The sequence below is a fragment of the Variovorax paradoxus genome, assembly GCF_000834655.1.
Lineage (GTDB): Bacteria > Pseudomonadota > Gammaproteobacteria > Burkholderiales > Burkholderiaceae_C > Variovorax > Variovorax paradoxus_F.
On record NZ_JXQQ01000070.1, the window covers coordinates 1 to 17945 of the forward strand.

Genomic DNA, 17945 nt, shown 5'->3' on the forward strand with positions numbered 1-17945 from the left:
CCTCGGTGGTCGCCACGTTGCGCCCCACTTCGAAGGCGCTCTCGTCGGTCATGCTCAGGTGGCCCTGCTTGACGTCGTTGAGCAGGTTCTGGATGCCCCTGGCGATGCTCTCGCCCTGCGAGTCGATGGCCTTCTTCTGGGCCTCGGCGTTGAAGGCGAGCGAGTTGCTGGGGGACGAAGCGGCCATCCACTGCTCGACCGCGAAGCGCAGGCGGGCCTTGGTCTTTTCGTCGGCATCGATGGCCTCGGCCATGCTGAGCATCGTGCGGCCATTGAGGAGATACACCGCGGCCGAGAAGGCTGCAAGCGGGTTGCTGCCCCATGCATCGGAGGCGAAGCGCTTGTCGCCCTCGGGCCTGGCCTGGAAACCCTGGCCCCAGAGGGCGGTGGCGTCCGCGACGTACTGCTGCTGGATGGATTGGAGCTTCTGCGGGTCGATGGCGATCTTGGGCAGATCGGGCAACTTTGCGCCCTGCGGCAACTGCCACAGCGGGGTGCCGCCGACATCGAAGGCCGAGCCCCCCTTCGCGAGGGACTGCTGGAACGATGCCAGCGCCTGGGTCCATCCCTCGGAAAGTGCCTGCTGGAAGGGCGCGAATGCATCCGCCCCCGTCGCTTGTTGCTTCATCATGTCTCCTGGTCCTCGCCTGAATCGAATCCGGATGGGTGCGTGTTTTGAGTATCCTGCATTCGCACGGCACCCACAACGCCGCTCTTTCCTCTTACCGACTGAAACTTCTAGTGTTCATACATCTGATCGTGATCGGCTGGCTCTACGTCGCCGTGATGATGGCGGTGGCCGAAGCCACTGCCACCACGGGCACCGTGCTGGGCGCCATCTTCACATTTCTTTTGTACGGATTGGCGCCGGTGGCACTGGTGGTTTACCTGATGGGGACGCCGGGGCGGCGCCGCGCGATCAAGCAGCGCGAGGCCGACGCGCAGGAAGCGGCACGCCGCGCCGCCGCAGAAGCAGCGGCAAAAGTACCGGAAGACTCAGGCCTTCCAGACCAGCGCGGCGAAGCGCCCGCTGACGCCGTCGCGCCGGTGCGAAAAGAAACGTGACGGGTTGGCGACGGTGCACCACGCATCGCCGCCGTCGTTGCCGTACGCTGCATCGACACCCACCGAGCGCAGCCGCTGCCGCGCGAGCGCAGGCAGGTCCGCCAGCCATTTGCCCGGCGCGCCCGCGGGCTTGAAACAGTTTGCAGCTTCCGGCGCATGCGCCTCGAACGCCGCTTTCACTTCCTCACCGACCTCGAAGGCCTTCGGCCCGATGCACGGGCCGAGCCACGCGATCACCCGGCTCTCGCCTCGTGCCGGTCCGGCTTGCGGCTCGGACGCGAAGCAACGGGCGGCCTCCTCGAGCACGCCGCCCGCAAGGCCACGCCAGCCCGCGTGCGCGGCCGCCACCCTTTGGCCCGACTCGTCGGTGAAGAGCACGGGCAGGCAATCCGCCACCATGATCGTGCAGGCCAGCCCGATCGCCGTCGCCGTGCAGGCATCGGCCGCCGTGGCGTCGCGCACGAGCTCCGAGTCGGCATCGAGCGTCACGACGCCCGTGCCGTGCACCTGCTGCAGGAACACCGGCCGCGCGGCAATGGCTTGCCCGAGGCGATGGCGGTTCTCGGCCACGTCCGCTGCCAGGTCGCCCACGTGGTCGCCGAGGTTCAGGCTCTCGTAGCGGCCGTGCGAAACGCCGCCCTCGCGCGTGGTGCACACGGCCCGCACGTTCGACGGTGCGGGCCATTCCGGCACGAGCCAGCGCGGATCGATGACGGCGGCGGTCAATCAGGCTTCCGCGTCGGGGGCTTGCGAAGGCTGCGCGCGCTGGAAGGCGTCGAGCGCCATGCAGGCCTCGAAGGCGGCCATGCTGCGCGGCAGGCCGCTGAAATCGCAATCGAAGCGGCGGCCGTTGAAGATCTGCGGCACGAGGCAGCAATCGGCCAGCGTCGGGGTGTCGCCGTAGCAGAAGGTGCTGCCCGGATGCAGAGCGAGCTGGCGCTCGAAGGCCTCCATGCCGTCGCGCACCCAGTGGCGGTACCAGGCGTTCTTGGCTTCGTCGTCCAGCTTCAGGTCCTTCACGAGGTACTTGAGCACGCGCAGGTTGTTGAGCGGGTGGATCTCGCAGGCAATGGACTGGGCCAGCGCGCGCACGTGGGCGCGGCCCACCGGGCCGCTCGGCAACAGCGGCGGCTCAGGGTGCGTCTCGTCGAGGTATTCCATGATGGCCAGCGACTGCGAGAAGCGCTCGCCCTCGTCTTCGAGCAGCGGCACGAGCTTGTCGGCCGAGATGGTGGCGTACGGGCCGGTGCGGTGTTCGCCGCGCGCGATGTGCACGGGAACGTACTCGTAGTCCAGGCCCTTCAGGCTGAGGGCGATACGCACACGGAACGAGGAGGAGGAACGGAAATAGTTATGCAGCTTCATGATTTTTCCAAGGATAGCGCCCACCGGCGCGCTAGGACCGCGGGGTGGCCCGCAGGATGCAACCGAAATCGCGCAGCGCGGCCTTCGGAGTGAGCCGATGCCATTCGTCGAGGATGCGGCGCGCATGCGCCTCCTCGCGGGCGGCGATGCCCACATGCCATGGCCCGAAGGCCTCGGGCGGCTCGCCGGGCGCATGGTTGTGCTCGCCGTCGGGCCGGCCTTCGGAGCAGGCCTTGCAGAGCACCTGGATGCTGGTGGTCCAGTTCTCGGCAGCTGCGCCCGCGAGTTCGAAGCGCTCGATGAGCGCGTTGATGTCTTTCTCCGTGGCATCGTCGATCCAGACTTCGTAGGTCGAATAGTCCGAGGGTGCGATGAGTTCCAGCGCATCGAACACCGGAACCTCCCTGTCGCCGTGCTTGCGATAGCCATTGGCCGCGCCGTCGTGCAGCACCAGGTCGCCGAAGCGGTGCCCGCACGCGGCCGACGGCACGTTGCGCAGGATGGCGCGCGCCGGGTCGATGCGGTCCGACCAGACGACCTCGCTGGCCTCGTCGCCATGCACGCGGATCGGCGTGAGCCCGATGAAGAAGTCGATCGGCCCTTCGCCCTCGGGAACCTGGATGCCGTACTGCTGCCAGGCCCGCCGCGCCGTGGTCCAGTCGCCGAGCGCGGTGGCGGCGATGCCCAGGTTCCACAGCGCGCCCTCGTTGCCCGGCTCGCATTGCACGGCCCGCGCGTTGGCCTCCAGCGACGCGGCCCACTCGCCGCGGTACTTGTGGATGAGGCCGGTGTTGTACCAGGGCACCGACCAGCCGGGATGAATGGCGCTCGCCTGGGCGTAGGCCTCCAGGGCGCCGTCCTGGTCGCCCTCTTCGTCGCGCCGGCGGCCGAGTTCGTTGAAGGCGGTGGCTTTGCCGGCTTTGCCGATTCGGATGGGCATGGTGTGGCGGGAAAAATCGAGGAAGAACACGTTGCAAACGCAGGGCGCCTATTGTGAAGCGGCCGGAGACCCCCGGTGCGGCGCTCCGGCAGCCCTGTGCGGCCTCTGGCACACTGCCGGTCTCCCCTCCCGTTTCGCTGAAAAAGGACACGTCGCAATGGCTTCCGAGTTTGTTTTCGCCCCGCCCGCCACCGTTTCGGTTCCGGTGGCCGGACAGCCCGCCCGCTTTCCGGTGCACCGCATCTACTGCGTGGGCCGCAACTACGAAGATCACGCCAAGGAAATGGGCTTCACCGGCCGCGAGCCGCCCTTCTTCTTCATGAAGCCCACCGATGCGCTGGTCGTGGTCGACGAAGGCCAGACCGGCACCATGGCCTACCCCTCGCTCACCAAGAACCTGCACCACGAGATCGAACTCGTGGTCGCCATCGGCACCGGCGGCAAGAACATCAAGGCGGCCGATGCGCACAAGCACATCTACGGCTACGCCGTCGGCCTGGACATGACGCGCCGCGACCTGCAGGGCGAAATGAAGAAGCAGGGCCGCCCCTGGGACATCGGCAAGGGTTTCGAGGAGAGCGCCCCCATCGGCCCGATCGTGCCGGTGGCCGCAGCCGGCGATGCCGAGAACGCTGAAATCTCGCTGCAGGTGAACGGCACCGACCGCCAGCGCAGCACCGTGAGCAAGCTGATCTGGAACGTGGCCGAGACCATCGAGCACCTGTCGGCCGCCTGGGAGCTGCAGCCCGGCGACCTGATCTACAGCGGCACGCCCGAAGGCGTTGCCGCCGTGGTGTCGGGCGACACGCTCGTGGGCAAGGTCGCGGGCCTGCCGACGCTCACCGTCAAGATCGCCTGAAGACGGCAGCACCGCCCATGCTCCTGCGCGTCCCCATCAAGCACTGCAAGAACTGCGGCACCGCGGTGGTCTACCGCGTCCCGGACGACGGCGACACCAAGCCGCGCGCGGTCTGCCCGTCCTGCCACACGATCCACTACGAGAACCCGCTGAACGTGGTGGGCACCATCCCGGTCCTGGGCGACAAGGTGCTGCTGTGCAAGCGCAACATCGAGCCGCGCTGGGGCAAGTGGACGCTGCCCGCGGGCTTCATGGAGCTGGAGGAAACCACCGCGCAGGGCGCCGCGCGCGAGACCGACGAGGAGGCCGGCGCGAACTTCGAGATGCAGGGCCTGTTCGCCGTGATCAGCGTCGTGCGCGTGGGCCAGGTCCACCTGTTCTACCGCGCGCGGCTGCTGGACGACAAGTTCGACCCCGGCCACGAAACCATCGAGGCGAAGCTCTTCACCGAAGAAGAGATCCCCTGGGACGAGATCGCCTTTCGCACCGTGCGCGAGGCGCTGGAACATTTCTTCGAAGACCGCCGCCGCGGCAGCTTCGACCGCGTGCACGAACTCAGCATCGTTTGACCCACCTCATGAACAAGACACTTCGCGCCACCCTCTTCTGCGGCGTCAGCCTCGGCTTTGCACTGGCGGCAACGGCTGCCAGGGCGGAGACGGTGGGCGAAGTCGACACCGCCTTCAAGCTCATCGGCCCCGACCACAAGATCGTGATCGAGGCCTACGACGACCCCAAGGTCAACGGCGTGACCTGCTATGTCTCGCGCTCCAAGACCGGCGGCCTCGCCGGCGCCTTCGGCGTGGCCGAGGACAAGGCCGAGGCCTCCATCGCATGCCGCCAGGTCGGGCCGGTGAGCATCACGCAGCCTCTGCCCAAGCGCGAAGAGGTGTACAGCGAGCGCCTCTCGGTGCTCTTCAAGCGCCTGCGCGTGGTGCGCATGGTCGATGCCAAGCGCAACACGCTGGTCTACCTCACCTACTCGGACCTGCTGATCGACGGCTCGCCCAAGAACAGCGTGACCGCGGTGCCCATCGACCGTGGCACGCCGATTCCGCTGAAGTAGCGGCGATAGCCCTTCGCGCATTCCGCTCTTGCGGAAGGTACGCACGAGTTTGCTAGCATCCCCCGCGTGGCGCGCCCGGCGTGCCAGACCGCAGGAACCCTCCGCAACGAACCCGTTCCAACAGCGCCATGCATATCCAGACTTTCCTTTTCCGCACCGGCGCCGCAGCGCTGGTCGCCGCGTCTCTCGCCGCCTGTACCACCACGCCCCTGCCTCCGGCACGGCCCGGCCAGACCGTCACCCCGCCCCCGGCGAAGCAGGCGCTCTTCATCCGTCCGGCGAGCGGCACCACCATCGGCCGCTTCGACGGCGTGCGCAACAAGGGGCTGGACATCGCCGGCAACCTGGGCGACCCCATCGTGGCATCGGCCGACGGCCGCGTGGTGTACGTGGGCGGCGAACTGCGCTCCTACGGCAACATGGTCATCATCAAGCACAACGACACTTTCCTCACGGCCTACGCCCACGCGCAGACCATCCTCGTGAAGGAAAACGCGGTCGTTCGCCAGGGCGAGAAGATCGCCGAAATGGGCCGCAGCGACGCCGATCGCGTGAAGCTGCATTTCGAGATCCGCAAGAACGGCACCGCCGTCGATCCCGAGCCGTACCTCAGCGGCCGTCTGCAGCAGTAAGTATTCCGCGGCGGCTGCATTTCATCTTTTCTTCAGGTTGTTCCCTTCGTACGTACTAAGCTGCACGCAACCGGGGTGGGGCACGTCTTGCAGCCCTTCCCTTCGAAATGGAGAACGAACTTGCGTCTGATTCTTTGGGGTGGCCTTCTGGCGCTGAGCCTCGTCGGTTGCGAAACGACCCGCCACGGCCGCGATCGCGACTACGACTACTACGGCCGTCCGCCGCCGCGGCCCTACTACGAGCCGGAGCGGGAAGCCCCGCGCGAAGGCCCGCGCCTGAGCGACATGCAGCAGCGCGCGCTCGACAACTGCATCGTGCTGCCCACTCGCCAGGACCGTGCGCGCTGCCGCGCGACGGTCATGTCCACCGTCCGCTAGGCCCGCCCCGCCCCGCCCCGCCCCAGTGCGGGCACCGGCGGCGAATGACGCTAGAGCAGGCTCTCGGGCACCAGCGGCGCCAGAAGCTCCAGCTTCCAGCGCGCCCAGAAATGCGTTTCGGGCTCCGTGTGCAGGATGGTGTCGGCCGCATCGCCCGATGCCGGGCTCACCCATTCGATGCCGCCCCTGGGTCCCAGTTGCAGCTGGTAGGCGCCGTCCAGGCGGATGAAGCCGATCAGGCTGGTGAGCTGCTGCGCAATCTGCGGGCTGAAGATGAAGATGCCGATCTCGGTGTTGTGCAGCTCCGAGCGCGGATCGAAATTCATCGAGCCGATGAACACCGTCTTGCGGTCGATCACCGCCGACTTGCCGTGCAGCCGCCCGCTCGCCGAGCCGTACATGCCGAAGCGCTTGGTCTCCTCCACCCGCTTGGGGCTGAGCTCGTAGAGCTCTACGCCCAGCCGCAGCATCTGTGCGCGGTAGCGCCGGTAGCCGATGTGCACCAGCGACTCGTCGGTGGCCGCGAGCGAATTGGTCACGATGCTGTAGCTCACCCCGTTGCCGCGGATGACGCGGATCGATTCCATGCCGCCGCGCCCGGGTATCAGGTAGGGCGTGGTCTGCATGATCTCGCTCTGCGCGCCGACCAGGTAACGCCGCACGTTGTAGAGCACGCTCTCGCTCGCCTCGTCGGCGGGCAGGCCGCGTCCTTCCGGCGTCGGCGCCAGCGCCTTGGCCGGCGGGTCGGCATACGCTTCGGCGCGCGCCCAGGCCAGCTTCAGCGTGCCGGCATCCAGGTCCTTGGCCAGCGGGTTGTTGCCCAGCAGGTCAGTGGAGTCGGGCTCCTCGGGATGCAGCGTCTCGGGGCCGCTGGTCAGGCGGTCGAAGCGTTCGCGCAGTTCCGTTTGCGATTCGCCGCCCTTGGCGACCAGCGCTTCGATGGGATACACGTAGGGGCTGTTCCAGTAGATGTCGAACAGTGACGACAACCGGGGCACCACGGCGCCGGCGACCAGCGTGTCGATGTCGATGAAGTTCGAGCCACCGTCGCGCAGGAAATACTCGTTGGCGATGTTGCGGCCACCCATGACCGCCATCGTGTTGTCCACCACGTAGAGCTTGTTGTGCATGCGGCGGTGCACGCGGTCGAAGTCGAAGAGCGACGCGGCCCAGCGCGTGCCGAAGCGGTCGCGCCCCGCGGGAAACGGGTTGAAGAGGCGCACCTCGACGTTCGGGTGCGAGGCGAAGCTGGTGAAGAGCGGATCGGCGCCCGCCGTGTAGAGGTCGTCCACCAAAAGGCGCACGCGCACGCCGCGGTCCGCCGCATCGCGCAGGGCGCGCAGCAGGTAGCGGCCGGTCTCGTCGTTCTGCACGAGGTAGTACTGCACGTCGATGGAGCGCTGCGCGCGGCGCGCGAGTTCGATGCGCGCATGCAGCGAGAACTGCGGCATCGGCAGCAGGCGGAATCCGCTCAAGGGTTCGCCGGGCGGCGCGGCCGCTTTGACGAGGCGGCCGAGCATCGTCTCCGGCCCGTCGGCGATGGCCGCCGAGGGCTTGCGCTGGACGTCGGTGGGCAGGCCCGCGCAACCGGCCATGCAGAGCGCGGCGATGCCGGCGATCAGCCACGCCAGCCACCGGGCGCACGGTTTTTCAACCCGATCGGGGATGTGGGTCATGGAAGCGAGAAAGGTGGGGGCAGGCGCACGAAGCGGAATGCAGGACATCCGCGGCTCGCGGTTTCTACCATGAGCGCGCCGCGCCTTGGTGCGACCGGCCCGGCGCAAAGGCTAGGCGTCGCCAGGTACCGTGGTTGCCCCGGCGTCGGGCGCGGGTCGCGGGCTGCGCTGCGGCATCCATTGCCGCACGAAGTGGTCCGCGCGCACCGTCGCTCGCTCGATCGCGGACTCCCACGACAGCTGCTGCGTGATCACGAGCGCGCACCGCGCAATGCCCAGGTGGCTCAGTTCCGCGAGCCCCGCATAAGTGCCGTGGGGCGTACGCGCGAGCTCGATCCAGCATGCCCAACCTTCCGGGACGTGGATATCGAGGCGCACTGTGTCCATAGTCGTTTGACCATAAGCCTTTGTACCGCCGATTCCAATAAGTGAATCCCTTAGTACTACCTCACGTGTTCATGGGATGCAAGGGTTTCGGAGGTAAGGCAGGCGGCCGGCTGCGTCGGCTCGGCGCATTCGTCAGACGTTGAGCATGCAGTCGCATGCGCCGGCAGCTTCGACCCTACGTGCGTGCAGGACGACCGGCTACATTCGGCGCACGGCAGACCTTTCACACTGCACAGACAAACGGCAATCACAGAACAGGCCACGCATCATGAAAAAACTCGCTCTCTTCGCAGTCCTCGGCCTCATGAGCGCCGTCCCCGCCATGGCACAGGGCGAATACAGCTACGAAAACGACCGCCGCTACTGCGCCAGCGGCCGCTCGGGCATGGACTTCAACTCCTGCATGCGGCAACTGCGCCACGACCGCGAACGCCAGGATCGCCGCGAGTACGAACGGCGCGAATACGAACAGCGCCGCGAGTACGAAGGCCGCCAGCGCTGGCAGGAGCCCGCACCGGTGTACGTGCCCGAGTACCAGCGGCAGCCGCAGTATCAGCAGGAGCGCCCGAAGCTCAGCGACATGCAGGAGCGCGCGCTCAACAACTGCAACCTGCTCGCACCCCGCGACCAGCCACGGTGCCGCGCGACGGTGATGTCGACGGTCCGCTAGTCGTTTCTTCCGCGCCGGCCCGCGCGGGCCGGCCTGCCGCATGACGCTCGACCTGTTCGACGACCCTCCCCGCAGTGCCCGCGAAGCGATCGGTCCCGGCGCCTTCGTCCTCCCCGGTTTCGCCCTGCCCTTTGCCGACGCGTTGCTCTCGGCAGTGAAGGCGGTCGCGCAAGACGCGCCCTTCCGCCACCTCGTCACCCCCGGTGGCTTCACGATGTCGGTCGCGCTCACCAACTGCGGCGCGCTCGGCTGGACCAGCGACCGCCGCGGCTACCGCTACAGCGCCACCGACCCCGACTCCGGCAAGCCGTGGCCCGCCATGCCCGAGGCGTTCTCGCGCCTCGCCCGCGAGGCCGCTTCGGCCGCCGGCTTCGAGGGCTTCGCGCCCGATGCCTGCCTCGTCAACCGCTACGAACCCGGCGTGCGGCTCTCGCTGCATCAGGACAAGGACGAGCACGACTACGGCGCGCCGATCGTCTCGGTCTCGCTCGGCATGCCGGCCGTGTTCCTGTTCGGCGGGCATGCGCGCGGCGACAAGGCCACTCGCATTCCTCTCGCGCACGGCGATGTCGTGGTGTGGGGCGGCGAAGACCGTCTGCGCTACCACGGCGTGCTGCCGCTCAAGGACCAGCCGCATCCGGCGCTGGGCAGCCTGCGCATCAACCTTACATTCCGCAAAGCCGGCTGACCACGCATGCAGAAGACGACCGAGACCAATGACCCCGGCAACGCGATCCGCGCGCTCTATGCCGCGCTCTGGCACTTCGCGGCCGGCGCGCGCGGGCAATTGCTCGGCGCCACCGCGCTGCTCGCGTCGTCGCAGCTGATCCGCCTCACGCTTCCCTACCTCGCCGGCCAGGCGATCAACGCGCTGCAGCGCAGCGACTTCGGCGGCGCGGGCCGCTGGATCGGCACGCTGGCCGCGGTGTATGTGGGCGCGTGGGCGCTGCACGGGCCGGGCCGCATCCTGGAGCGCAACGTGGGCCTCAAGGTGCGGGAGCGCCTGGCCGACGAGCTCTATGCGCGCATCGCAGCCGCACCGCTGGCCTGGCACGACGGCCACCATTCGGGCGAGCTGCAGCACCGCGTGCACCAGGCCAGCCGCGCGCTCGCGGACTTCGCGCAGAACCAGTTCATCTGGCTCACCAACGCGGTCAACTTCGTCGGGCCGCTGGTGGCGCTGGCGCTGCTGTCGCGCACGAGCGGGGTGACTGCCCTCGCGGGCTATGTGCTGATCGGCCTGGTGATCGTGCGCATCGACCGCGCGCTCATGAAGCTCGCGCGCGCCGAGAACGACGCCGACCGGCGCTATGTGTCCGCGTTGCTCGACTTCCTGGGCAACGCATCGACGGTGATCGGCCTGCGGCTGCAGGGCGCGTCACGCCTCTTGCTGCGCCGTCGCATGGCGGCGATTTCGCTGCCGCTCAAGCGCACCGTGGTGCTGAACGAAGGCAAGTGGTTCGCGGTCGACCTGATGGGGCTGGCGCTCACCTGGGGCCTCGTCGTGATCTACGTGTGGCAGGCGCGCACGCCGGGCCAGGCGGTGATGCTGGGCGCGGTATTCATGATCTACCAGTACGCGCAGCAGGCGGCCGGCGTGGTGACCTCGGTGGCCGCTAACTTCAGCTTCTTCGCGCGCATGCACACCGACTACTCCAGCGCCGAGCCGATCTGGCAGGCGCCTTCGGGCGACGTGCTGGCCACCGCACCCGAGCAGGTGCCCGAGCGCGAGCGCATCGACGCCGGTGCGACATGGGCCCAGCTCGGCGTCGACGCGCTCCAGTGGAGGTACGCGCCGCGCGGCGAACCCGTCGCCGATGCCAACGAGCCGCCGCGCAGCGGATTGCACGACGTCGCCCTCACCCTGCGCCGCGGCCAGCGCGTGGCCCTCGTCGGCCCGAGCGGCGGCGGCAAGAGCACGCTGCTGCGCGTGCTCGCGGGCCTCTACGCGCCGAATGCCGGCACGCTCATGCTCGACGGACAGCCGGTCGACTGGCCGCAGTTGCGTCGCCTTGCCACGCTGATCCCGCAGGAGACCGAACTCTTCGAGGCCAGCGTGCGCGAGAACCTCGCCTTTGGTCAGCCGGCGGACGATGCGCGCCTGCTCGCCGCGCTGCACACCAGCACCTTCGACGAAGTGCTCAAGGCCAACCACGGCGACCTCGACACGGCCGTGTCGGAGCGCGGCTTCAATCTCTCGGGCGGACAGCGCCAGCGCCTGTGCCTCGCGCGCGGCGTGCTCGCGGCCGAAGGAAGCTCGCTGCTGCTGCTCGACGAACCCACGAGCGCGCTCGACGCCAATACCGAGGCGCGCGTGCTCGAGCGCATCGCCAATGCGTTCCCCAACGCCTGCGTGATCGCGTCGATCCACCGCCTGAGCCTGCTCGAGCGTTTCGACACCGTGCTGCTGATGGAAGCCGGCCATGTGCTCGACCACGGGCCGCGCGACGAAGTGCTCGCGCGCCAGCCGCTGCTGCAGCGCATGACTGCGCCGGCCTGAGCTGGAGCTACCCCGCGGAAGGCGGTCCGAACCAGGTGGTCAGTGCCTCGGCCAGCCCCTGCTGCGCCGAATCGCCCACCCATGCCACATGGCCGTCTGGCCGAATCAGTACGGCAGCGGGCGCCTCGACTTCTCCGATGGCCGGCAGCTCCCACGCGCCTTCGGACCGGCCATCGACCTGACGGACCCGGTCCGCCCACGGCGCGATGTCGAAGCCGCCGGGTTCGCCGAGGTTGAGCAGCACCGGCCGCGCCGCATGCAGCAATGCGAAGACCCGCAGCGGCCCCTCGGCAGTGACGAGATCGAGATCGGGCATCCGCCGCCCGAGCAGCGGGTGCCCCTCGCCCAGGTCGTAGCGAATGCCCAGGCCCGACATGTCCGCGACCAGCCGCTTGCGCGGTTCGTCCATCGCGAACAGTTCGGCGAGCGTCTCGTCCAGTGCCTTGGTGCGGTCGTCGGTGCGGCGCAGCGCGACATTCGCCATCGTGTGGCGAAGCACGCGCGCGGCCACCGGGTGGCGTTCGGCGTGGTACGTGTCGAGCAGGCTGTCAGCCGATGTGCCCTTGACCACCTGCGCGAGCTTCCACCCCAGGTTCACCGCATCCTGCACCCCGAGGTTCAGGCCCTGCCCGCCGATCGGCGGATGCACGTGCGCCGCGTCGCCGGCCAGCAGCACGCGGCGGTCGCGATACGCATCCGCCTGGCGCGTCATGTCGGTGAAGCGCGAGATCCAGGTGGGGCTGTGCGCGCCGAAGTCGGTGCCATAGACAGCGACCAGCGCCTCGCGCGCATCGTGCAGCGTGGGGTGGGCGTCGCGCTGCAGTTGCCGATCGGTCAGCACCACGCGCGCCAGGGCCTTCTCGGTGTTCTCGGCCTTGCCGATCGCATGGATGCCGAAGGCGTTCTCGTGAAAGCCCCACTTCGGCTCCTCCGTCATCGCGACCTCGGCCATCAGCCAGCTCGTGGTCGGCTCCCATCCGGGAAAGCCGATGCCGGCCGTCTTGCGCACGAGGCTGCGGCCGCCGTCGCATCCGACCAGGTATGCGGCTCGCAGTTGCCGGCCGTCGGAGAGCACGACATCGACGCCCGAGCCGTCCTGCGCGAAGGCCGTCACCTCGCATCCGCGATGGACCGTCACGCCCAGTTCGCCGACCCAGCCGGCCAGCAGGCGCTCGGTGTGGCGCTGCCACAGCGCGAGGCTGCAGTTGTGGCGCGAAGGAAAGTCGCCGATGTCCATCGCCGTGCGGAAATGCACGGCGCGGTGCACCTGCCCCAGCGCGAGAAAGCGCTCGACGATGCCGCGCTGGTCGAGCACCTCGAGCGTGCGGGCATGCAGGCCGCCCGCGCGCGACCCGTCGACCTCCTGGTTCTCGCGCCGCTCGACGATGGCCACGTCGATGCCCGCGAGCGCCAGTTCGCCTGCCAGCATCAGCCCGGTCGGGCCGCCGCCGGCGATCAACACCGCGTGCGCGCTCATTGCCGCGCTCCGATCCGCGGCCATTGCACAGACAAAAACAAATGCATTCAGTGACTCCGATTTCCGCCGACTCCGGCAAGGGCCGGCGATTCTGAAGTACACCCCCGGGGCTTCTGCAAGGGCCCCGGTCAGTTATATTCTGGAAGTGCCAGGAGACGGGTACGGCCCTCGCGGCCCGCGACGTTTCCACCAGGCTCTCCCCCGCAAGATCACTCTCGGAAGACCCACGCCAAGGACCCGCGCTACGGCAGGTTCTCGCGAAAGATCACCTGGCTGCGCGTCGTCTCCACGCCGCTCAGCGCCTCGCGCTTGTCGCGCAGGTTGGTGAAGATGCGCACGCAGCTCATCAGCGTGGTGTGCGGGCTCTGCGTGATCACCGCGTCCATGCTGCCGTCGATCAGCAATGCGCGCGTGTCGGGCGTGAGGCCGTGGCCGATGAAGACCACCTTCTGCTCGCGCCCCGCTTCCTTCAGCGCGCGCGCCACGCCGTCCGATGCCCCGCCGATGTTGTAGATGCCGCCCATGTCGGGGTATTGCTCCAGCAGGGCGCGCGTCTGGCGGTAGTTCTTGCCCGCGTCGTCCTGGCCTTCGCGCAGGCCGACCACCTCGAGCCGCGGGAACATCTCGTCGATGACGTGCAGGAAGCCGGCCTCGCGCTCCTCATGCGCCTTGTAGCTGAGGCTGCCCGCGATGAGCGCGACCTTCGCCGCGCGCGCGCCGATGAAGCGGCCGATGAGGTAGCCCGCCGTGCGCCCGGCCGCGCGGTTGTCCAGCCCCACGAACGCGGCGCGCTCGGAGTTCGACAGGTCCGAGATCAGCGTGACCACCGGCAGCCCGCGCGCTGCCAGCGCAGCCACCGCTTCACGTACCGCCGGATGTTCGAGCGCCATCATCGCGATGCCATCGCAGCGCTGGCCGTGCTTGCGCAACGCGTCCGCCAGCTCATGGGGATTGAAGCTCTCGATGAACACCGTGCGGCACTGCACGTTGAACGGCGCCCAGTGCTCCTGCGAGTAACCCACCATGTCGCCCAGCATGCGGATGAAGCGGTTGGTGCCCGCGGGCAGCAGGAACACGAGCCGCAGCGGCGGCGGCGTCAGCGCCGCATAGAGTTCGGGCCCCGGCAGGTAGTCGAGTTCGCCCGCGGCCTTGAGCACGCGCTGCACCGTGGCATCGCGCACGCCGGGCCGCCGGTTGAGCACGCGATCGACCGTGGCGGTGGAGACCTGCGCCGCGCGGGCGATGTCCACCACGCGTGCGCGCCGTGCATCGGAAGGAGGTGAAGGGTTATCCCGCATACATCAAAAACCATCAGAACCAAGTTTGACCCGGATGATGCATCCTTTTATCTTCGCTGTGGCCCGAATCCACTGATGCATCAGATTGCATCAACCGCATTCCGAAGATCCTGGAGACAAAACATGAACTCGCTGACCCGCCCGAATCGCAGAGATGCCCTGCGCACCCTTTCCGCCTTCCCCGCCGCCGGCATCGTGTCGGCCGTGCCGCGCATCGCGCGCGCCGCGGAGTTTTCGTACAAGTACGGCAACAACCTGCCGCTGAGCCACCCGCTGAACATCCGCGCGCAGGAAGCCGCGGACCGCATCGCCAAGGAAACCAAGGGCCGGGTCGAGATCAAGATCTTCCCGAACAACCAGCTGGGCGGCGACACCGACATGCTCGCGCAGGTGCGCTCGGGCGGCATCGAGTTCTTCACGCCTTCGGCGCTCGTCATCGCCACGCTCGTGCCGGTGGCGGCCATCAATGCGGTGGGCTTCGCGTTCAGCGACTACAACCAGGTCTGGGCCGCGATGGACGGCAAGCTCGGCGCGCACGTGCGCGGCGCCATCGCCAAGTCGCGCCTCTACGCCTTCGAGAAGATGTGGGACAACGGCTTCCGCCAGACCACCAGCAGCAAGGCGGCCGTCACGAATGCGAAAGACATGGACGGGCTGAAGATCCGCGTGCCGGTGAGCCCGCTCTCGATCTCGATGTTCAAGGGCCTGGGCGCCGCGCCCGCGAGCCTGCAGTTCAGCGAGGTGTACTCGGCCCTGCAGACCAAGATCGTCGATGCGCAGGAGAACCCGCTGCCCATCATCCAGGTCGCCAAGCTCTTCGAAGTGCAGAAGTTCTGCTCGCTCACCAACCACATCTGGGACGGCTACTGGTTCATCGCCAACGGCCGCGCGTGGGACGCCTTGCCCGACGACCTGAAGACCATCGTCGCGCGCGCCATCAACGACGCGGGCATGCAGCAGCGCGAAGACATCAAGAAGCTCAACGAATCGGTGGTCGGCGACCTGCAGGCCAAGGGCCTCACCATCAACCGCCCCACGGCCGACACCTTCCGCGCCAAGCTGCGCGAATCGGGCTTCTACGGCGAGTGGAAGGGCCGCTTCGGCCCCGAGGCGTGGGCGCTGCTCGAAGGCGCCGTCGGCAAGCTGGCCTGAGCGTCCATGGTGCATGAATCCACTTTCGAGGCGGCCCCGTTCGTGGGCGCCGGGCCCTCGGCCAATGCGCTGAGCGGCATCGCCGGGCGCGCCGACCGCGTGCTCGGCGGCGCGGTCGAGGCCCTGGCCGCGCTGCTGGTGCTGGCCGAGATCTGCGTGCTGTTCGCGGGCGTGGTCTCGCGCTACGTGTTCCATGCGCCGCTGGTGTGGTCGGACGAGCTCGCGTCGATCCTCTTCCTCTGGCTCTCGATGCTGGGCGCCGTGGTGGCGCTGCGGCGCGGCGAGCACATGCGCATGACGGCGCTGCTGCAGAAGGTCACGCCCTCCACGCGCGCCATGCTCGATGCCTTCGCCATCGCTGCATCGGTCGCGTTCCTGGTGCTCATCATCTGGCCCTCGATCGACTACGCGCACGAGGAGTCGTTCATCGTCACGCCCGCGCTGGAGATCAGCAACGCCTGGCGCGCCGCCGCCATTCCGGCGGGCATCGGCATCATGCTGGTGATGGCGCTGCTGCGCCTGGTGCGGGTGTGCACCGGCAGGCAGATCGCCGTGGCGGTGCTCGGCATGGCCGCGCTGGTGGGCGCCTTCTGGCTCGCCGCGCCGCTGTTCGCGACGCTCGGCAAGTTCAACCTGGTGATCTTCTTCGTGATCGTGGTGGCCGCCACGGTGCTCTCGGGCGTGCCGATCGCGTTCTCGTTCGCGCTCGCCACCTTCGGCTACCTGGCGCTCACCACGCGCACGCCGCTGCTGGTCATGGTGGGGCGGCTGGACGAAGGCATGTCGCACCTGATCCTGCTCGCGGTGCCGCTCTTCATCTTCCTGGGCGCGCTGATCGAGATGACGGGCATGGCGCGCGCCATGATCCAGTTCCTCGCAAGCCTGCTGGGCCACGTGCGCGGCGGCCTCTCGTACGTGCTGATCGGCGCGATGTACCTGGTGTCGGGCATCTCGGGCTCCAAGATCGCCGACATGGCGGCCATCGCGCCCGTGCTCTTCCCCGAGATGGTCAAGCGCGGCGCCAAGCCCGGCGACCTGGTGGCGCTGCTCTCGGCCACCGGCGCGCAGACCGAGACCATTCCGCCCTCGATCGTGCTCATCACCATCGGCTCGGTCACCGGCATCTCGATTGCCGCGCTCTTCACGGGCGGGCTGCTGCCGGCCGTGGTGCTCGGCGCGGCGCTGTGCGTGGTCGTGTGGTGGCGCTACCGCCGCGAAGACCTGAGCGGCGTGCAGCGCTACAGCAAGCGCGAGATCGGCAAGCTCCTCCTGGTCGCGCTGCCCGCGGTGCTGCTGCCCTTCGTGATCCGCGCCGCCGTGGTCGAGGGCGTGGCCACGGCCACCGAGGTGTCGACCATCGGCATCGTGTATTCGGCGCTGGTCGGCCTCTTCGTGTACCGGCAATTCGACTGGAAGCGCCTGAAGCCGATGCTGATCGACACCGCCTCGCTCTCGGGCGCGATCATCTTCATCGTCGGCTGCGCCACAGCCATGGCCTGGGGCCTCACGCAGTCGGGCTTCTCGCAGGACCTGGCCCGCATCATGGGCGCGCTGCCCGGCGGCGCGTATGGCTTCCTGGCCGTATCGATCGTCGCGTTCATCGTGCTGGGGAGCGTGCTCGAGGGCATTCCGGCCATCGTGCTGTTCGGACCGCTCCTCTTCCCCATCGCCAAGGCGGCGGGCGTGCACGAGGTGCACTACGCGATGGTGGTGATCTTCTCGATGGGCATCGGCCTCTTCGCACCGCCCTTCGGCGTCGGCTACTACGGCGCCTGCGCCGTGAGCAAGGTCAACCCCGACGAAGGCATCCGCCACATCTGGGGCTACATCGCCGCGATGCTGGTGGGCCTGGTGATCGTGGCCGCCTTCCCGTGGTTCTCGACCGGCTTCCTGAAATTCTGATCACAACAACACACTCACATCACCGGAGCCAACCCCAATGAGTCGATTCCTCGGCGAGATCCGCCAGCTGGGCTATGTCGTGCACGACATCGAAGCCGCCATGGACTACTGGAGCACCAAACTGGGCGTGGGCCCGTGGTTCTACAACCCGAAGGTGCCCATCAAGAACTACCGCTACAACGGCGAGGCGCACGAGCCGCACAACTCGGTGGCGCTGGCCAACTCGGGCTACGTGCAGGTCGAGCTGATCCAGACGCGCAACGACGTGCCCTCGATGTACCGCGACTTCCTCCAGGCCGGGCGCACCGGCCTGCAGCACGTCGCCTACTGGACGGCCGACTACGACGCCGACCTCGCGCGCCTCACCGCGCAGGGCTTCAAGCCCGTGATGAGCGGCGAAGTGGGCGAGCGCGGCCGCTTCATCTACTTCGACACCGAGTACCACCCGGGCACGGTGATCGAGCTGTCGGAAGTGGCGGGCCCGAAGGGCAAGATGTTCGACCTGATCCGCAGCGCCTCCGAAGGCTGGGACGGCAGCGAGCCCGTGCGGCCCTTCCCCGACCTGAGCAAGCTGTGAC

At 68.2% G+C, this 17945-nt stretch carries 19 protein-coding genes and 1 pseudogene; 12 read left to right on the top strand and 8 right to left on the bottom strand.

Annotation, left to right across the window (positions count from 1 at the left end):
* Positions 1-628, bottom strand: a pseudogene (locus tag RT97_RS24360) (alpha/beta hydrolase); the annotation flags it as partial.
* A gap of 113 nt (positions 629-741) precedes the next feature.
* Here RT97_RS24360 and RT97_RS24365 point away from each other — a divergent pair.
* The gene (locus RT97_RS24365; RefSeq protein ID WP_042581427.1) at positions 742-1065 is read left to right on the top strand and encodes a hypothetical protein; all 324 of its coding nucleotides are present in this window, start codon (positions 742-744) and stop codon (positions 1063-1065) included.
* Here RT97_RS24365 and pgeF read toward each other — a convergent pair.
* From pgeF to RT97_RS24380, 3 genes are read right to left on the bottom strand one after another with little or no spacing between them, the layout of a single operon-like run.
* Positions 997-1791: a peptidoglycan editing factor PgeF gene (pgeF, locus tag RT97_RS24370; protein ID WP_042581428.1), complete on the bottom strand. Its 795-nt coding sequence runs from the start codon at positions 1789-1791 to the stop codon at positions 997-999. The two genes, RT97_RS24365 and pgeF, sit on opposite strands and share 69 nt — an antisense overlap.
* Entirely contained in the window at positions 1792-2430 is a 639-nt protein-coding gene (maiA, locus tag RT97_RS24375; protein ID WP_042581429.1) for a maleylacetoacetate isomerase, read from the bottom strand.
* Between the two features lie 31 nt (positions 2431-2461).
* On the bottom strand, positions 2462-3370 hold the full coding sequence (locus tag RT97_RS24380; RefSeq protein ID WP_042581464.1) for a tetratricopeptide repeat protein: 909 nt from the start codon (positions 3368-3370) through the stop codon (positions 2462-2464).
* A 157-nt stretch (positions 3371-3527) separates the two neighbouring features.
* On the opposite strand from RT97_RS24380, the gene RT97_RS24385 reads away from it, so the two are divergent.
* The 5 genes from RT97_RS24385 to RT97_RS24405 all read left to right on the top strand — a co-directional run bounded on the left by RT97_RS24385 (position 3528) and on the right by RT97_RS24405 (position 6305).
* The gene (locus RT97_RS24385; RefSeq protein ID WP_042581430.1) at positions 3528-4229 is read left to right on the top strand and encodes a fumarylacetoacetate hydrolase family protein; all 702 of its coding nucleotides are present in this window, start codon (positions 3528-3530) and stop codon (positions 4227-4229) included.
* Positions 4230-4246: 17 nt separating this feature from the next.
* Positions 4247-4798: an NUDIX hydrolase gene (locus RT97_RS24390; RefSeq protein ID WP_042581431.1), complete on the top strand. Its 552-nt coding sequence runs from the start codon at positions 4247-4249 to the stop codon at positions 4796-4798.
* A gap of 8 nt (positions 4799-4806) precedes the next feature.
* Positions 4807-5295, top strand: coding sequence for a CreA family protein (locus RT97_RS24395; RefSeq protein WP_042581432.1), 489 nt, complete (start codon positions 4807-4809; stop codon positions 5293-5295).
* A gap of 128 nt (positions 5296-5423) precedes the next feature.
* A complete protein-coding gene (locus RT97_RS24400) occupies positions 5424-5927 on the top strand; it encodes a murein hydrolase activator EnvC family protein (protein WP_042581433.1) in 504 nt (167 codons plus the stop codon).
* A gap of 120 nt (positions 5928-6047) precedes the next feature.
* On the top strand, positions 6048-6305 hold the full coding sequence (locus tag RT97_RS24405; protein WP_042581434.1) for a hypothetical protein: 258 nt from the start codon (positions 6048-6050) through the stop codon (positions 6303-6305).
* Between the two features lie 50 nt (positions 6306-6355).
* On the opposite strand, the gene RT97_RS24410 is transcribed toward RT97_RS24405, so the two are convergent.
* Positions 6356-7981, bottom strand: a complete 1626-nt coding sequence (locus tag RT97_RS24410) for a phospholipase D family protein (RefSeq protein WP_042581465.1) — start codon at positions 7979-7981, stop codon at positions 6356-6358.
* A gap of 111 nt (positions 7982-8092) precedes the next feature.
* Positions 8093-8368, bottom strand: a complete 276-nt coding sequence (locus RT97_RS24415; RefSeq protein ID WP_042581435.1) for a hypothetical protein — start codon at positions 8366-8368, stop codon at positions 8093-8095.
* A gap of 268 nt (positions 8369-8636) precedes the next feature.
* On the opposite strand from RT97_RS24415, the gene RT97_RS24420 reads away from it, so the two are divergent.
* Genes RT97_RS24420 through RT97_RS24430 form a run of 3 tightly spaced genes read left to right on the top strand, consistent with a single transcriptional unit; the run spans position 8637 to position 11538 of the window.
* Positions 8637-9038: a hypothetical protein gene (locus RT97_RS24420; RefSeq protein WP_042581436.1), complete on the top strand. Its 402-nt coding sequence runs from the start codon at positions 8637-8639 to the stop codon at positions 9036-9038.
* Between the two features lie 40 nt (positions 9039-9078).
* Complete coding sequence (gene alkB / locus RT97_RS24425; RefSeq protein ID WP_042581437.1) at positions 9079-9726, top strand: DNA oxidative demethylase AlkB; 648 nt, start codon at positions 9079-9081, stop codon at positions 9724-9726.
* Between the two features lie 6 nt (positions 9727-9732).
* A complete protein-coding gene (locus RT97_RS24430) occupies positions 9733-11538 on the top strand; it encodes an ABC transporter ATP-binding protein (protein WP_042581438.1) in 1806 nt (601 codons plus the stop codon).
* A 7-nt stretch (positions 11539-11545) separates the two neighbouring features.
* Here RT97_RS24430 and RT97_RS24435 read toward each other — a convergent pair whose 3' ends face one another.
* Together RT97_RS24435 and RT97_RS24440 are read right to left on the bottom strand one after the other, a co-directional pair.
* Positions 11546-13015 carry an FAD-dependent monooxygenase gene (locus tag RT97_RS24435; RefSeq protein ID WP_042581466.1) on the bottom strand — a complete coding sequence of 490 codons (1470 nt, stop codon included), beginning with the start codon at positions 13013-13015 and terminating at the stop codon, positions 11546-11548.
* Positions 13016-13257: 242 nt separating this feature from the next.
* A complete protein-coding gene (locus tag RT97_RS24440) occupies positions 13258-14313 on the bottom strand; it encodes a LacI family DNA-binding transcriptional regulator (RefSeq protein WP_042581439.1) in 1056 nt (351 codons plus the stop codon).
* A 123-nt stretch (positions 14314-14436) separates the two neighbouring features.
* On the opposite strand from RT97_RS24440, the gene RT97_RS24445 reads away from it, so the two are divergent.
* Genes RT97_RS24445 through RT97_RS24455 form a run of 3 tightly spaced genes read left to right on the top strand, consistent with a single transcriptional unit; the run spans position 14437 to position 17944 of the window.
* Positions 14437-15465 carry a TRAP transporter substrate-binding protein gene (locus RT97_RS24445; RefSeq protein ID WP_042581440.1) on the top strand — a complete coding sequence of 343 codons (1029 nt, stop codon included), beginning with the start codon at positions 14437-14439 and terminating at the stop codon, positions 15463-15465.
* A 6-nt stretch (positions 15466-15471) separates the two neighbouring features.
* Positions 15472-17367, top strand: coding sequence for a TRAP transporter large permease (locus tag RT97_RS24450; RefSeq protein ID WP_080898414.1), 1896 nt, complete (start codon positions 15472-15474; stop codon positions 17365-17367).
* 37 nt (positions 17368-17404) lie between these two features.
* Positions 17405-17944: a VOC family protein gene (locus RT97_RS24455; protein WP_042581441.1), complete on the top strand. Its 540-nt coding sequence runs from the start codon at positions 17405-17407 to the stop codon at positions 17942-17944.
* The last annotated feature ends 1 nt before the right edge of the window (position 17945 follow it).

What these genes read in the sequence shown, in the direction of transcription:
- maiA (WP_042581429.1), bottom strand. Translation starts at nt 2,430, where the DNA reads ATGAAGCTGCATAACTATTTCCGTTCCTCCTCCTCGTTCCGTGTGCGT.
- RT97_RS24380 (WP_042581464.1), bottom strand. Translation starts at nt 3,370, where the DNA reads ATGCCCATCCGAATCGGCAAAGCCGGCAAAGCCACCGCCTTCAACGAA.
- RT97_RS24385 (WP_042581430.1), top strand. Translation starts at nt 3,528, where the DNA reads ATGGCTTCCGAGTTTGTTTTCGCCCCGCCCGCCACCGTTTCGGTTCCG.
- RT97_RS24390 (WP_042581431.1), top strand. Translation starts at nt 4,247, where the DNA reads ATGCTCCTGCGCGTCCCCATCAAGCACTGCAAGAACTGCGGCACCGCG.
- RT97_RS24395 (WP_042581432.1), top strand. Translation starts at nt 4,807, where the DNA reads ATGAACAAGACACTTCGCGCCACCCTCTTCTGCGGCGTCAGCCTCGGC.
- RT97_RS24400 (WP_042581433.1), top strand. Translation starts at nt 5,424, where the DNA reads ATGCATATCCAGACTTTCCTTTTCCGCACCGGCGCCGCAGCGCTGGTC.
- RT97_RS24410 (WP_042581465.1), bottom strand. Translation starts at nt 7,981, where the DNA reads ATGACCCACATCCCCGATCGGGTTGAAAAACCGTGCGCCCGGTGGCTG.
- RT97_RS24415 (WP_042581435.1), bottom strand. Translation starts at nt 8,368, where the DNA reads ATGGACACAGTGCGCCTCGATATCCACGTCCCGGAAGGTTGGGCATGC.
- RT97_RS24420 (WP_042581436.1), top strand. Translation starts at nt 8,637, where the DNA reads ATGAAAAAACTCGCTCTCTTCGCAGTCCTCGGCCTCATGAGCGCCGTC.
- alkB (WP_042581437.1), top strand. Translation starts at nt 9,079, where the DNA reads ATGACGCTCGACCTGTTCGACGACCCTCCCCGCAGTGCCCGCGAAGCG.
- RT97_RS24430 (WP_042581438.1), top strand. Translation starts at nt 9,733, where the DNA reads ATGCAGAAGACGACCGAGACCAATGACCCCGGCAACGCGATCCGCGCG.
- RT97_RS24435 (WP_042581466.1), bottom strand. Translation starts at nt 13,015, where the DNA reads ATGAGCGCGCACGCGGTGTTGATCGCCGGCGGCGGCCCGACCGGGCTG.
- RT97_RS24440 (WP_042581439.1), bottom strand. Translation starts at nt 14,313, where the DNA reads ATGCGGGATAACCCTTCACCTCCTTCCGATGCACGGCGCGCACGCGTG.
- RT97_RS24445 (WP_042581440.1), top strand. Translation starts at nt 14,437, where the DNA reads ATGAACTCGCTGACCCGCCCGAATCGCAGAGATGCCCTGCGCACCCTT.
- RT97_RS24450 (WP_080898414.1), top strand. Translation starts at nt 15,472, where the DNA reads ATGGTGCATGAATCCACTTTCGAGGCGGCCCCGTTCGTGGGCGCCGGG.
- RT97_RS24455 (WP_042581441.1), top strand. Translation starts at nt 17,405, where the DNA reads ATGAGTCGATTCCTCGGCGAGATCCGCCAGCTGGGCTATGTCGTGCAC.